A 13,302-nucleotide genomic window follows, 5' to 3' on the forward strand; every position below is an offset into this window, starting at 1 on the left:
GCGGGGCATTGCTCCGCTGAATCTAGCGTTCGCACTCCCCCAGCCGCCATTGGGGGAAACCCTTAAGCGTCGCCTGACACTTTACCGATGGACGATTTTGTTGCGGGTTGCTTAGCTTTCGCGCGCTTGCGTGTGCGGGGTTTCGCCGACGCGCCCGCACCCGGGTTGCCGGCGGCGGCGTCGAGCATGCCGGCCTGTTGCAGGCGCTCCATCCAGGTCAGTGCATCGGCATAGGCGAGGAAGTGCTGCAGGTAGCCGGGCGAGGTATCGGCCATAAGCTGCATCGCGCGGTGGAGCAGGGCACTGGAATGGAGCGGGCCTGCGTCATCGGGGATCGGCGCCAGTGCCGCCCGCAACTGGCTTTCCGTGCGGATGCGGTCCCAGAGCTGGCGGAATTCTTCCAGCACGACCGGGGGTGACACCGTGGTGCGTTCCTTGTCTGTGGAGGTGGCGGAGTGGACCTCTCGTTCGCGTGCCTGGATGTACTCGGACAGCCCGAGCAGGGTGCGTTGCGAACGGTCTGCGTTGGTCGGCGAGCCCGCGTGTGTCGCCGGCGGGGCAGCCACCTCGGTTGCCCGGGACTGCATGAGTTCCTCAAGCCTGGCCTGAACCAGTGGTGCGACCGCTGCGTCTGCGAGGTCCAGGCGTCGCTGGAGTGCGGAGATCAGCGCGTCGCGCACACGGTTGGTGCGCGGGCGCTCATCGGGCAGCGGGTGGCCCTGCGCACCGGAGCGGGCAGCCTCAGTCGGCATCCGTGGCCGCGTCGGTTTTAGGCTTCGGGATCGGCGCAATTTCCACCCGCCGGTTCTTCGACCGCCCGGCTTCGTCCTCGTTGGAGCTCACCGGCTGCTCCGCGCCGAACGCGGCGGCAAACACCGATCGCGACGGCACGCCAGCGGCAATCAGGCCACGGGTAACCGTCATTGCGCGCGCCGCGGACAGGTCCAGGTTGTCGGCGAAGCGCATGTTGCTGTCCAGCACCGGCCGGTCGTCGGTGAAGCCGCTGACCATGAGGAGCTCGTCGCGCGATTGCAGGTACTCCGAGAGCGGTGCAGCCAGGCTCTGCAGCAGGTCGCGCCCCTCCGGCTGCAGACGGTCCGAATTGAGCGCGAACAGCACGCTGCCACTGATGCCGATGCGGCCGTTGATCACCGTCACGCGGCCCCCGGCGAGCGGACCGGCCAGGGCCTGCTCCAGCGTTTTCAGCCGGTCTGCCTCGGCCTCGCGTTGCCTGACGGTCTCGTCGAGCTGGTTGGACAGCTGGACCTGCATTGCGATCACGCCGGCCAGGATGAGCACGAACGCACCGAGCAGCACCGACATCAGGTCGCCGAAAGCCGCCCACGTCGTTGCAGTGGATTCGGATTCGAGCTCGATCTCGTCGCTCATGCCGGGGTCTTGCCGTGGGCGGGCGTGCCTGGCGTGCCCGCGAGTTGCTGAAGTTCACCGATGATCTGCTTCTGCGAGAGCATGCTCAGGTCGATCACCTCCCGCGCCTGCGCCACGTAATAGGCCAGTTGCTCGTCGCTGCGGGCCAATGAGGTTTCCAGTGCCGCCTCGATCTGCTCCAGGCGCCCGCCCAGCGCGTCGGTTGCGGAGCCGAATTGCTCGACCACCGCGCCCAGCACCTCGGCCAGGCTCGCAACTTCCACCGCGCCGCCACTGACCTGGGCGGCCGCGGCACCGAGCGTGCCGGTCTGGGCGTCGATCTGCTCGCTGAAACGGGTGCCGACGCGTTCCAGCAGATCGGCCGAGGTGCTGACCAGCGCATCCACCGACGTGCGCTGCTCGGTCGAGGCGTGGTTGACGTCGTCCAGCAGGGTTTCCAGCGTCGCCAGCAGCTGGTTGCGCTCCGCGAGCATCGCGTTGTCGCGCACGAGGCTGTCGGAAATGCTCTGGCGAAGTTCGGCGATGACCTCGGCGGCCACCCGCGGCGCCTCGGCGGCGGTCTGCATCAGGCGCGCCACTTCGGCAATCGTCTCCTGCGCCTGCGCCTGCGCCTGCGCGGCCATCTGTGCAGCCGTGCGGCCGAGGGTGTCGCAGATGTCCTTCTGCCGGTTTACTGCTTCATTGCTGCTTTCGCGCCAACGGTTCTCCAGGCTGTCGTTCACAGCGGAGAGCGCATCCGACCACTGCGCCACGCGCTGCTGGTCACGGGATTGCAGCGCTGCCTCGGAGTCGTCGTGCGCCTTGCGCATTGCCTCGATCAGCGCCGCTGCACGCTCGTCGTAGGTAGCAGCGGCCGACGCCATGGCCTGCTGATTGCTCGCCGCGAGCTGTTCGCTGAGCTCTCGCTGGCGCGACAGCGCCGCGTCCCAGGCGTCGGCGCTGCGCTCGGCGCTCAGGTCGAGTCTCGCGGAAACGGCCTGAAGCGCGGTGCTCGTTTGTTGCTCGAACCCGGCCGTGAACTGCTCCAGCGAACCCTGCAGCGCGTGCACAAGGCCGTCGTTGGCACGTTGTTGGCCGGCAGCGGCGCTCTGCCATGTGTCGGCGGCTGCCGAGGTTGCCGTTTGCAGGCTGGCGGACACACCGTCCAGCTGCCGCTGCACCGCATCGGTGACCGACGCCTGCAGCGCGGCATTTTCCTGCGCGAGGTTTGTCATCGTGCTCTCGATCATCGGCGACAGCACGGCGCCGATACTCCGCGCACTTTCCTCCAAGCCGGCTTTCAGCGACTGCTCCAGATTTGCCGCCATTCGCGCGTGATGCGCATCGGTGCGGCTGTGGAACTCGTCCTGGCTGGCCGACAGGCGCTCGCCGCTGGATTGCTGCAACTGCTGCAGGTTGGTGCTCAAGGTGTCCAGGCGCTCGATCAGCGTCGGCATCAGGCCTGTTTGCTGTTGCAGCAGGCGAAACGTCTCCTCGCGCTGGTGGGCGTGCGAGTAGGGACGCAGCGTGCTCGCCAGTTGCAGGTCGAGCTGCTGCACCGCATGGACCCGCTCGCGGCGGCACAGCGCCGACAGCAAGCCCAGCATCGAGGAGGCGGCAACACCCGCGATCGAGGTGCCGAAGGCAAACGCCAGGCCGCTGACCGGAGCGCCCAGCGACCCGCGGATCGCCTCCAGATCGGTCGCTCCCGCCAGCGCCAGTCCGGTGCCGCGCAGTGTCGCCATCATCCCCAGCAGGGTGCCGAGCATGCCGAGCAGCACCAGCAGACCCACCAGGTACGGGGTCAGCGCCGGTGCCGGCAGCGCGACGCGCTCGCCTTCCACGCGCAGGCGTACGGCATTGCGCAGGCTGTGGTGCAACCGCTGCAGCCAGCCGGACAGGTCGGACAACGCGGCGGCCGCATCGTCTGTGGCAGTCATCAATGTGACGGTGGCCTGCCGGTAGCGATGCAGCTCCAGCGCGCCGGCGACGTAGAACGCGCCGATCACCGCGGTGACCGCGAGCGCGGGCAGGTTGGAGCCGATGTAGCCTGCGCCAATCCACGCAACGGCGATCAGGCCCACCAGGAAGATGACGACGTAAAGCGCGTTTTTGTGCATGTGATCCAGCTATTGGTTGCGAAGGGCGGACAGCAGCCCTTCGACGGGTTGAAAACGGATGTCGAGCTCGGCCAGAAGGACGTCGCCCATGTCCTGGCGGAAGCGACCCAGCCACGCAGCGTCTTCCGGAGCCTGGGTCGATGGGAGGAGCGAGTCGCGCGACTCCACGGCGGCGTCTCGCAGGCGTTCAAAGTGCTCTGCAAGCAGCGCCTGAACCGACCCGAGCAATGCGTGCTCGCGCGGGGTCAGGGTCAGTTCCATCACTGCGTCCACCTCCGCCAGACGCGCCATGTCGGCGGATCCGGACGCGAGCATGTCACGCAGGTGCCCGCGCAGCCGCCCGACTTCGGCCTGCATCGACTGTTGCAGGTCGCGGTAACGCTCACGGAGCGGGCCGAACTCTAGAGCCGGCTCATCCTTGGCGACGGCCGTCGCGCTCCGCGGGGGCGCCGACGCGGGCTCGGTCATCGCATGGATGCGCGCGACCAGGACCGCGCGAACCCGTTTGCATTCCTCGTGGTGGTCGTCGCCGGAAGCGCTCGAGGCGACATCGTGAGCCGACCGGCGGCCGTCCAGCGCCCTCGACAGCGCCACGGCACGGGTCCAGTCCAGCCATTCGCTGAGACGCTCGGAAAGGGATGTGCTGCTCGCGGCGGGCGCTGCGCTGGTGAGACCCGCCAGCAGGCGAATGAACGCCGGGCCCTGGAGCGGAGTCCGTTGAAGTGCCTTGGCCATCGTACGTCGCGGAAAACCGGCAATTTTACACGCGAACCACCCGACGCACTTCCGTGCGCTGTAGCTGTCGAGGGTTCCCGTCCCCCGCACAGGGATGACGGGACCTGGATTGGTCAGCTTGTATGCTCGGCAGACCTCCGTTGCACCAGATGCGCCGATGAGTGACTGGTTGAACAAGCACATCCCGATCTGGATCGACGCCCTGTCGCACCCCGGGCTCTGGTGGCAGGCGCTGGCGGTCGTGGCCGCGATGGTGCTGGCCTGGGCGGTGGACCGGCGCTATGACGCCTGGTTGCGTGGCTACCTGAAGACCGGGGACCACACGCGCGCCGGGCTGGTCGCTCTGGCAGCCAGCCGGCGCCTGGCGTTCCCGGCCGCGCTCTCGCTCGTGCTGGTGGTCGAGTGGGGGGTGTTCAAGCAGCTGGAGCTGCGCCACGCCTTGCTGTGGGTTGCGCTCAGCCTGTCGTTTGCGCTGCTTCTGGTGCGGCTGGCGGTGTACCTGCTGTCGGGCGCGCTGAAGCCGGGCTCGCTGCTGTCCGCCTCGGAGAATTTCATCGTCGCGGTGGTCTGGGTCGGCGTCGCGCTGCACCTGATCAACTGGCTTCCCAATGTGCTGGCAGCGTTGGACTCGGCGGCAATAACGGTCGGAACCACGCGCGTGTCGGCTTTGCTGGTGCTGCGCGCGGTGGCGGTCGCGGCGCTGGTGATGGTAATGAGCCTGTGGATCTCGCGCCTGCTGGAACGCAAGGTGCGCGATTCACAGCACCTGTCGCCCAGTGCGCAGGTGGGCATCAACAAGGTGATCAAGCTGCTGCTGTTGATCTTCGGCACCGTGGTCGCGTTGCAGGTGCTGGGGGTCAACCTGGCGGCACTGGCCGTTATCGGCGGCACGCTCGGCTTGGGCATCGGGCTCGGCCTGCAGCGCATCGTCAGCAACTTCATCTCCGGCTTCATCCTGCTGGTGGACGGCTCGATCAAGCCCGGCAACGTGATCACGGTGGAGGACCAGTCGGGCACCCGCTACGGCTGGGTCCATGAATTGCGCTCGCGCTACATCGTCATCCGCGACCGCGACGGCGTGGACACGCTGATGCCCAACGAGAACCTGATCATCAACCCGGTAATCAACTGGAGCTATGGCGGCGAGAGCATCCGGCTGAAACTGCCGATCCAGATCAGCTATGCCGATGATCCGGAACTGGCGATGAAACTGCTGGAGGAGTCGGCCAACGGGCAGGATCGCGTTCTCACCGACCCTGCGCCGGTTGCCCGCCTGCTGGGTTTCGGCGAAAACGGCATCGACCTCGATCTGCGCGTCTGGGTCACATCGCCGGAGCTGGGGATCAACAACGTCCGCTCCGACATCAACCTGGCGATCTGGCGTGCGTTCAAGGCCCATGGGATCACCCGGCCGCTGCCGCAACGCGAGCTGCGCATGCTGGAGGACCAGGCAGACTAGTGGAGTTTCAGGGCTGAGCAATCGGTCGGGGTTACCATCGTCTGTCTTTCGACTCGCGGCGACGGTGCCATGGCAGAGCTATCCGACTTCCCGATCACGACGCGCTGGCCGGCGCGCCATCCCGAGCGGATCCAGCTCTATTCGATGCCGACGCCCAACGGGGTCAAGGCCTCGATCATGCTGGAAGAGACCGGGCTGGACTACGAGGTCCATCTGGTCGACATCACCACCGGCCAGAGCCACACGCCCGAGTTCCTGTCGCTCAATCCCAACGGCAAGATCCCCGCGATCATCGACCCTGACGGTCCCGGTGGCAAACCACTTGGCCTGTTCGAGTCCGGAGCCATCCTGATGTACCTGGCGCAGAAGAGCGGTCGCTTTCTCCCCGCCGATGCCGCGCTGCGCTGGCAGACGATCCAGTGGGTGTTCTTCCAGGTCGGGTCGATCGGACCGATGTTCGGCCAGCTCGGCTACTTCCATAAATTCGCCGGCAAGGACATCGAGGATCCGCGTCCATTGCAGCGCTACGTCGCCGAATCCAGGCGCCTGTTGGGCGTGCTGGATACCCAGCTGGAGGGTCGGACGTGGCTGGTGGGTCACGAGTACACGATCGCCGATATCGCCACGCTTGGATGGGTCAACAGTCTGGTCGATTTCTACGGCGCCAGAGAGCTCACGGGGTATGCCGACTTCACTCATGTGCAGGACTGGCTGGAACGCGGTCTGGCGCGTAACGCCGTGCAGCGCGGACTTCAGATCCCGCCGGCCCCATAGCGTCATCGCACAACGACACGAAGGGTTCCGGGCGCGTGAAATCGCTGGAGCGTGGTGCTTGGGAGATTGGTCAGGCACTCTGCTGCGGCGCGCTATCCAAATTCCGGTCAAGGAGCGATCACAGGTGAGACGAATACTGAAATGGGCGGCGTGGATACTGCTCGCCGTTGTGGCAATTACCGTTGTGCTCTGGCTGGTATCGCGCTACCGCGGCCCGTCCGCGACGCAAACCGCGGCGCTGGCATTGATGCAGGACCGCGCGCCGTTGCCGCCGGGCGAAAATGCCTTTCCGGCGATCTGGCTTCTCGACTACGACGTGCCGCGCGAGCAGCTTCAAGCGGTTGCGGAAGCCGACGTTGCGCAATCAAGCGTGACGGTGACGCCGGCGGGCGATGGGCTCGTTGTCGAATCCCAACGCGCGGCGTTGACCGGTTTTGAACAGCAGCGACCGTCGCGCGAAGACGCGCAACTGTTCTGCAACGGCGGCGACATCGATTGCCTGGCCAGGGTTCGTGCGGACCTGGGCGCCTACGAGGGTCTGATTGCGAGGCATCGCGGCTTGCTGGACCGCGTTGCGGCCCTGCAGGACTACGGGTATTACCGCAGCCCGCCATCCGCCCAGTCGCATGCGATGCTGCCGCCGCTGGAGCCGGCAGGCTACGAGCTCACTCGGGTCGCGTGGCAATTCGCCAACGGGGATGTGGATGGGGCGCTGGCTGGCGCTTGCAACGGAGTGCAGACCTGGCGACGCCTGGGTGCGAACTCGGACGCGCTGCTCATGCGCAGTGTTGCCGATGGCTACACCGATCGGTACATCCGGTTGCTGGCAGGTATGCTGAAAGAGGTCGGCCCGACCCACGAGCTGCCGACATCGTGCGCGACGGCATTCGCCGCACCGACGGTCGCGGACGCGTCTTTGTGCGAGGCGATGCGCGGCGAATTCGTCGTTTCCACCCACCACATCCGCCAGTTGGTAACTGACCCGGAAACAATCACAGGCAAGATCCCGGCTCCCTCGCCCAAGACGCTGGTGTGGGATCCGGACAAGTCGCTGGGGATTCTTGCAGAAGGCCACTCATGGGCGTGCTCGGAATCGACGGCCAGCAACCTGGTCAACGACGTCCGCGTGGATCCTGGACAAAACCGCCAAAGTCTCTGGCGTCTCGAGTGCGTCGCCAATCCGAGCGGCTGCATCCTCGCCGATATCGCATTTCCGGCCTACTACAACTACCAGTGGAAAGCGCAGGACCACGCTGCGCGACTGGAGTTGATGGGCGCACTGCTGTGGCTGCGCACCAATGCCACGGCGGATGAGCCGCTTGAGCCCCAGCTGATGGCCTACTGGCAGCACCGACGCGGCAACCGCGAACTCCGTCTTGCAGACGATGGGCGGACGGTTGCGCTGCAGCTGTACGCGGACGGCCCGGAGAAATGGTGGTCGCTGCCGTTCTTTCCCGCCGCCGAGTAGGCAGGGCGGAATCGGGAACCACGCAACAAAAAACGGCGGGCCGCCAGGCCCGCCGTTTTTGGTACATCGCCAGCGCGAGCGTCAGGAAATGGCGTGCTCACGCGCATCCAGCACCTCGAACTCCGGCTCCGCCTTGTAACCTGCCGAGCGCAACTCCTCGGTGTCGAAGTCATCGACGCTGATGGTCTCGATGGTCATCTCGCGCAGCGCCTGCAACTGACCGCGTTCGTCGGCGGTGATCCAGCCCTCGCGCACACCCTCGTCCAACTGTTCCGGGAAGGTCAGCGCTTCGATGTCGCTGTTCTTCATCGCCTTCAGGAATTTGCGCTCCACCGGTTCGGCCAGCACCACCGCGGCCAGGAAGCTGTTGATCCGGCCGGCCGGGTTGTGCTCGGTCGGGGTGAGGTAGATCCCTTCGCCCATGCGGTCGCGGGCCTCGTTGGGGACCATCAGCAGGGAAGCGGCGCGACGGCTGAGGCGGTCGCCGGGCGGGGTCGCGCGGCGTCCCACAGGGAAGATCAGGGCCCACAGCAGCCACCCGACCGGACGCACCGGGAAGTTGCGCAGCGCATCCGACAACGCCAGCTCGATCTTGTGCACGGCGTTGAGGATCGACCACGCCAGCAACGGCTGGTCCGCCTCTGGACGGGCCTGGTCCTCGTAGCGCTTGAGCAACGCACTGGCGATGTAGAGCTGGCTGAGCACGTCGCCCAAGCGACCCGACAGTGACTCCTTGAACTTCAGCTTGCCGCCCAACAGCAGCATCGAGGTGTCGGCGCACAGCGCCAGCGCCGCCGAATAGCGGTTGAGCTTGCGGTAGTAGCGGCGCGTGTACGCATCCCCCGGGGCCTTGCCGACGCTGGCGCCGGTGAGGCCGAACCACAGCGAGCGCACCGCGTTGGAGATCGCGAAACCGATGTGTCCGAACAGGTTGCGGTCGAACTCGCGGACCTGCTCCGGACCCTCGGGCATCATTGCCGCCTTCATTTCCTTGAGCACCCACGGGTGGCACAGGATCGCGCCCTGGCCGAAGATCATCAGCGAGCGCGTCATGATGTTGGCGCCTTCGACGGTGATCGCGATCGGGGCTGCCTGCCATGAGCGGCCGAGGTAGTTCTTCGGCCCAAGGATGATGCCCTTGCCGCCATGGATGTCCATGGCGTCCTGGGCGACCTGACGCCCCATTTCGGTGCAGTGGTACTTGGCGATGGTTGATGGCACGGCGGGGTTTTCACCACGCGCCACAGCCGCAGCGGTGGATTCCGACAGCGCGCTGATGGTGTAGGCGTTGCCGGCGATCCGCGCCAGCGCTTCCTGCACGCCCTCGAATCGCCCGATCGACAGACCGAACTGCTTGCGGATGCGCGCGTAGGCACCGGTTGCGATCGCGCCCATCTTCGCGCCACCGCTGGCGGTGGAGGGCAGGGTGATCGAGCGCCCGATCGACAGCACTTCGACCAGCATCTGCCAGCCCTTGCCGGCCTGCGCTTCGCCACCAATCAGCTGGCTCAGGGGAATGAAAACCTCGCGTCCATCCAAGGGGCCATTCTGGAACGGGCTGTTGAGCGGGAAATGGCGGCGGCCGATATTGATTCCGTCGGTGTCGCGCGGCAGCAGCGCCAGGCTGATGCCGATATCGCGCGTGTCGCCCAGGATGCCGTCCGGGTCATACATGCGGAAGGCCATGCCGATCAGCGTTGCGACCGGCGCCAGGGTGATGTAGCGCTTGTCGAAGGTCAGCTTGACGCCGACCACGTTGGCGCCGTTCCACTCGCCCATGCAGACGATGCCGAAGTCCGGGATGGAGGTCGCATCCGAACCCGCCCACGGACCGGTCAGGGCAAAACACGGAACCTCCCGGCCGTCCGCGAGGCGCGGCAGGTAGTGGTCCTTCTGCTCCTCGGTGCCGTAATGCATGATCAGCTCGGCCGGTCCCAGCGAGTTGGGCACGCCCACCGTCGAGCTCACCACCGAGGAGATCGAGGCCAGCTTCTGGATGACCTTGTGGTTGGCCAGCGCGGAGAATCCGAGCCCACCGTATTCCTTGGGCACGATCATCCCGAAGAAGCGGTTCTTCTTGATGAACTCCCACATCTCCGGCGGCAGGTCGGCGCGCACGTGGGTGATGTCCCAATCGTTGGTCATCTCACACAGCTCTTCGCACGGCCCGTCCAGGAACGCCTGCTCCTCGGCGGTCAGCGTGGGCGCCGGCTGGTCAAGGAGTACCGCCCAGTTCGGTCGACCCGAGAACAGCTCACCTTCGAAACCGACGGTGCCTGCTTCCAGTGCCACGCGCTCGGTATCGCTCAGCGGCGGCAGGATCTTGGTGTAGAAGCCCAGCAGCGGCTTGGTGATGTACGGCAAACGGATCGCTGGCACCAGCAGCGGCACCGCAATCAGGGCGGTGATCAGCGCGACGATGGTGACGGCAACGGCGTTGGCGCCCAGCAGCGCGCATGCCACGAGGGCAGCGGCCGTCAACGCGACCCAGACCGGCAGTCTCAACCGATGGTAGGCGGCGATGCCGGCAAGCAGCAGAAAAGCGATGAAGGGAAGGGCGATACTCATGATGACGCTCCAGCAGCGGTGCGACGGTGGGACTCAGGTTGGTTTGGACGCTGTGGGCGCTCCTGTGCAGGATGCGACCCAACAACATACGCTCGAGTATGGTGTTTGTCCCGCACGCCTGTCAACTGTGACGCACCAGAATAGTGGGCCTTCGCATACGGCTCCCGTCGCTGGCGTACGGTTGCTACACTCGCCCCCCTATGGCCACGTCCCCAGCTGCTTCCGCAACCAAGCCAGCCCGCGCCCGTGCCGCGCGCCTCAGTGCGACCGGCTGGGCTGAAGCTGCACTCGACCTCATCGCCGAGCAGGGAGTGTCGGCGGTGGCGGTGGAACCGCTTGCCCGCCGCCTCGGTGTCACCAAGGGCAGCTTCTACTGGCATTTCCCGTCGCGCGACGCGTTGCTGGTCGCTGCGCTGGAGTTGTGGGAGCGGATGGAAGAGGAGACGGTGTTCGGCCAGCTGGAAGCGGTTGCCGATCCGCGTGAGCGCCTGCGTGCGCTGTTCTCGATGGTGGCGCGCGAGTACAAGACCCACATCATCTACTCCGAGCTGCTCAAGGCGCTGGATCACCCGGCGGTGCAACCGGTCATCGGCCGTGTCTCCGAGCGCCGCCTGGACTACCTCACCGCTTCATTCCGCCAGGCCGGACTCGGCCGGGACGACGCCCGCAACCGTGCCCGCCTGGCCTATTCCGCGTACGTCGGTTTTCTGCAGTTGAACCTGCAGCTGAAACAGACGCGAATGCAACACGACGAGTTCGACAACTACGTCGAACACATGATGACGACGCTGATACCACCGACGGCTTGAAACCGGCTCGTCGGGAATGAGCGGACCTGCGTGAACCACATCCAGATCACGCCTCGCTGGAGGCGAACCACCAGTTGGAGACACTGCCCGTGAACGCATCTTTCATTGACATGTCCGCGCACGCGGGAAGCTCACTGGACTCACTCAACGAGTGGGTGGCGCAGGTTGCAGCGCTTACCCGGCCCGAAGCGGTGCAATGGTGCGACGGCAGCGATGCGGAGAATGATGCATTGACCGCCGCCATGCAGGCCGACGGCACGCTCATCAAGCTCAACGAGAAAACCCATCCCGGCAGTTGGCTGCACCGCTCCGATCCGCAGGACGTGGCGCGGGTGGAGCACCTGACATTCGTGTGTACCACTGACCGCGATGACGCCGGGCCGAACAACCACTGGATGTCGCCGGCCGATGCGCACGCGAAGATCGACGCGCTTTTCGACGGTTGCATGCGCGGCCGCACGATGTATGTCATTCCCTACTGCATGGGTCCGATCGACTCGCCGCTGTCGCGCTGCGGGGTCGAGATCACCGACAGCCCGTACGTCGTGGCCAACATGCGCATCATGACCCGGATGGGTGCACCGGCCCTGGCGCGGATCGAGCGCGAACGGCATTTCGTCAAGGGCCTGCACTCCACCGGCGAGCTGGATCCGGATCGGCGCTTCATCATGCACTTCCCCGAAGAGCTGGCGATCAAGTCCTACGGCTCGGGCTACGGCGGCAACGCCTTGCTGGGCAAGAAGTGCCACGCGCTGCGCATCGCCAGCCATCAGGCGCGCACGGAAGGCTGGCTTGCCGAACACATGCTGATCCTGGGCCTGGAGAATCCGGAGGGCGAAACCCACTACATCGCGGCCGCTTTTCCGTCCGCCTGCGGCAAGACCAACCTGGCGATGCTGATTCCGCCGGAGGGCTATCTCAAGGATGGCTGGAAGGTGACCACCGTGGGCGATGACATCTGCTGGATGCGCCCCGGCAGCGACGGCCGCCTGTACGCGATCAACCCGGAAGCGGGCTTCTTTGGCGTCGCGCCGGGGACTTCGAAAAAATCCAACCCCAATGCGTTGGCGTCGATCCAGTCCAACACCATTTTCACCAACGTCGGCCTCACCGCCGACAACCAGCCGTGGTGGGAAGGCCTGGACGAAGGCGAACCGGTCACGGACTGGCGAGGCGAGCCGTACGACGCGACCAAGCGTCCGGCAGCGCATCCCAACTCTCGGTTCACCGTGTCCGCGCGCCAGTGCCCCAGCTATTCGCCGGAGAGTGAGAACCCGGTCGGGGTGCCGATTTCCGCGATCGTGTTCGGCGGACGACGGCCCTCGCTGGTGCCGCTGGTATTCGAAGCCCGCGACTGGACGCACGGCGTGCTGATCGGCGCGGCGATGGGCTCGGAAACGACGGCCGCAGCCACCGGCGCGGTAGGCGTCATGCGCCGCGATCCGATGGCGATGAAGCCCTTTTGCGGCTACAACTTCGCCGATTATTTCAGCCACTGGCTGGACTTTGACAACGGCAACAACAAGCTGCCGAAGATTTTCCACGTCAACTGGTTCCGCCGGGGTGCCGGAGGCGACTTCCTGTGGCCGGGCTTTGGCGAGAACCTGCGGGTGCTCGAGTGGATGATCGGCCGGGTGAAAGGAACCGCGGGCGCTGTGGAGACACCGATTGGCAACCTCCCGACCGCGTCCGACCTGAATCTGGAAGGCGTTGAGCTGAGTGGGGAGGCGATGGAGAAGCTGTTCGGCTTTGAGCGAACCGGCTGGCAGCAGGAGTTCGCCAGCATCGGCGAATACCTCGAAGAGTACGGCCCGCGGATGCCGCAGGCGCTGAGGGATGAGCAGCAGCGCATCGCGACCCTGCTGCAGGATTAGTGCAGACCGGCCGACCGGGCTCGGCAGGACGACGAAACCCCGGCATCGTCGGGGTTTTTACTGCTGCTGCAATACGCCATCAATACGCCATGTAAACGGCCCCGTTTCCGGGGCCGTTTGTTTACAC

10 protein-coding genes are annotated in these 13,302 nt (G+C 65.8%); 5 read left to right on the forward strand and 5 right to left on the reverse strand.

All coding sequences use genetic code 11. The features are described from left to right. Positions 1-62: 62 nt before the first annotated feature. From INQ42_RS03535 to INQ42_RS03550, 4 genes are read right to left on the reverse strand one after another with little or no spacing between them, the layout of a single operon-like run. Positions 63-752 carry a DUF2894 domain-containing protein gene (locus tag INQ42_RS03535; RefSeq protein ID WP_194035168.1) on the reverse strand — a complete coding sequence of 230 codons (690 nt, stop codon included), beginning with the start codon at positions 750-752 and terminating at the stop codon, positions 63-65. Further along, positions 742-1,389 carry an OmpA family protein gene (locus tag INQ42_RS03540; RefSeq protein WP_194035169.1) on the reverse strand — a complete coding sequence of 216 codons (648 nt, stop codon included), beginning with the start codon at positions 1,387-1,389 and terminating at the stop codon, positions 742-744. Before INQ42_RS03540 ends, INQ42_RS03535 begins: the two co-directional genes overlap by 11 nt. Then, positions 1,386-3,488, reverse strand: coding sequence for a DUF802 domain-containing protein (locus INQ42_RS03545; RefSeq protein WP_194035170.1), 2,103 nt, complete (start codon positions 3,486-3,488; stop codon positions 1,386-1,388). The genes INQ42_RS03540 and INQ42_RS03545 overlap by 4 nt, the downstream gene beginning before the upstream one ends. A gap of 9 nt (positions 3,489-3,497) precedes the next feature. Continuing rightward, positions 3,498-4,223 (reverse strand): DUF3348 domain-containing protein, encoded by a 726-nt coding sequence (locus tag INQ42_RS03550; protein ID WP_194035171.1) that lies wholly within the window; start codon positions 4,221-4,223, stop codon positions 3,498-3,500. 157 nt (positions 4,224-4,380) lie between these two features. Between INQ42_RS03550 and INQ42_RS03555 the strand changes: the two genes are divergently transcribed. The 3 genes from INQ42_RS03555 (at position 4,381) to INQ42_RS03565 (ending at position 7,924) form a co-directional block, all read left to right on the forward strand. Beyond that, a complete protein-coding gene (locus tag INQ42_RS03555; protein ID WP_194035172.1) occupies positions 4,381-5,682 on the forward strand; it encodes a mechanosensitive ion channel family protein in 1,302 nt (433 codons plus the stop codon). A gap of 69 nt (positions 5,683-5,751) precedes the next feature. Continuing rightward, positions 5,752-6,456 (forward strand): glutathione S-transferase N-terminal domain-containing protein, encoded by a 705-nt coding sequence (locus tag INQ42_RS03560; RefSeq protein ID WP_194035173.1) that lies wholly within the window; start codon positions 5,752-5,754, stop codon positions 6,454-6,456. After that, a complete protein-coding gene (locus INQ42_RS03565) occupies positions 6,365-7,924 on the forward strand; it encodes a hypothetical protein (protein ID WP_194035174.1) in 1,560 nt (519 codons plus the stop codon). Before INQ42_RS03560 ends, INQ42_RS03565 begins: the two co-directional genes overlap by 92 nt. Before the next feature lie 81 nt (positions 7,925-8,005). On the opposite strand, the gene INQ42_RS03570 is transcribed toward INQ42_RS03565, so the two are convergent. Further along, positions 8,006-10,492, reverse strand: coding sequence for an acyl-CoA dehydrogenase (locus tag INQ42_RS03570; protein ID WP_194035175.1), 2,487 nt, complete (start codon positions 10,490-10,492; stop codon positions 8,006-8,008). 200 nt (positions 10,493-10,692) lie between these two features. On the opposite strand from INQ42_RS03570, the gene INQ42_RS03575 reads away from it, so the two are divergent. Both INQ42_RS03575 and INQ42_RS03580 read left to right on the forward strand, forming a co-directional pair. Then, the gene (locus INQ42_RS03575) at positions 10,693-11,301 is read left to right on the forward strand and encodes a TetR/AcrR family transcriptional regulator (protein WP_194035176.1); all 609 of its coding nucleotides are present in this window, start codon (positions 10,693-10,695) and stop codon (positions 11,299-11,301) included. A gap of 110 nt (positions 11,302-11,411) precedes the next feature. Beyond that, positions 11,412-13,175 (forward strand): phosphoenolpyruvate carboxykinase (GTP), encoded by a 1,764-nt coding sequence (locus INQ42_RS03580; protein WP_194035730.1) that lies wholly within the window; start codon positions 11,412-11,414, stop codon positions 13,173-13,175. Positions 13,176-13,302 lie beyond the last annotated feature (127 nt).

Origin of the sequence: Lysobacter avium (assembly GCF_015209745.1) — a bacterium.
Taxonomy (GTDB): Bacteria; Pseudomonadota; Gammaproteobacteria; order Xanthomonadales; family Xanthomonadaceae; genus Novilysobacter; species Novilysobacter avium.

What these genes read in the sequence shown, in the direction of transcription:
- INQ42_RS03535 (WP_194035168.1), bottom strand. Translation starts at nt 752, where the DNA reads ATGCCGACTGAGGCTGCCCGCTCCGGTGCGCAGGGCCACCCGCTGCCC.
- INQ42_RS03540 (WP_194035169.1), bottom strand. Translation starts at nt 1,389, where the DNA reads ATGAGCGACGAGATCGAGCTCGAATCCGAATCCACTGCAACGACGTGG.
- INQ42_RS03545 (WP_194035170.1), bottom strand. Translation starts at nt 3,488, where the DNA reads ATGCACAAAAACGCGCTTTACGTCGTCATCTTCCTGGTGGGCCTGATC.
- INQ42_RS03550 (WP_194035171.1), bottom strand. Translation starts at nt 4,223, where the DNA reads ATGGCCAAGGCACTTCAACGGACTCCGCTCCAGGGCCCGGCGTTCATT.
- INQ42_RS03555 (WP_194035172.1), top strand. Translation starts at nt 4,381, where the DNA reads ATGAGTGACTGGTTGAACAAGCACATCCCGATCTGGATCGACGCCCTG.
- INQ42_RS03560 (WP_194035173.1), top strand. Translation starts at nt 5,752, where the DNA reads ATGGCAGAGCTATCCGACTTCCCGATCACGACGCGCTGGCCGGCGCGC.
- INQ42_RS03565 (WP_194035174.1), top strand. Translation starts at nt 6,365, where the DNA reads ATGCCGACTTCACTCATGTGCAGGACTGGCTGGAACGCGGTCTGGCGC.
- INQ42_RS03570 (WP_194035175.1), bottom strand. Translation starts at nt 10,492, where the DNA reads ATGAGTATCGCCCTTCCCTTCATCGCTTTTCTGCTGCTTGCCGGCATC.
- INQ42_RS03575 (WP_194035176.1), top strand. Translation starts at nt 10,693, where the DNA reads ATGGCCACGTCCCCAGCTGCTTCCGCAACCAAGCCAGCCCGCGCCCGT.
- INQ42_RS03580 (WP_194035730.1), top strand. Translation starts at nt 11,412, where the DNA reads ATGTCCGCGCACGCGGGAAGCTCACTGGACTCACTCAACGAGTGGGTG.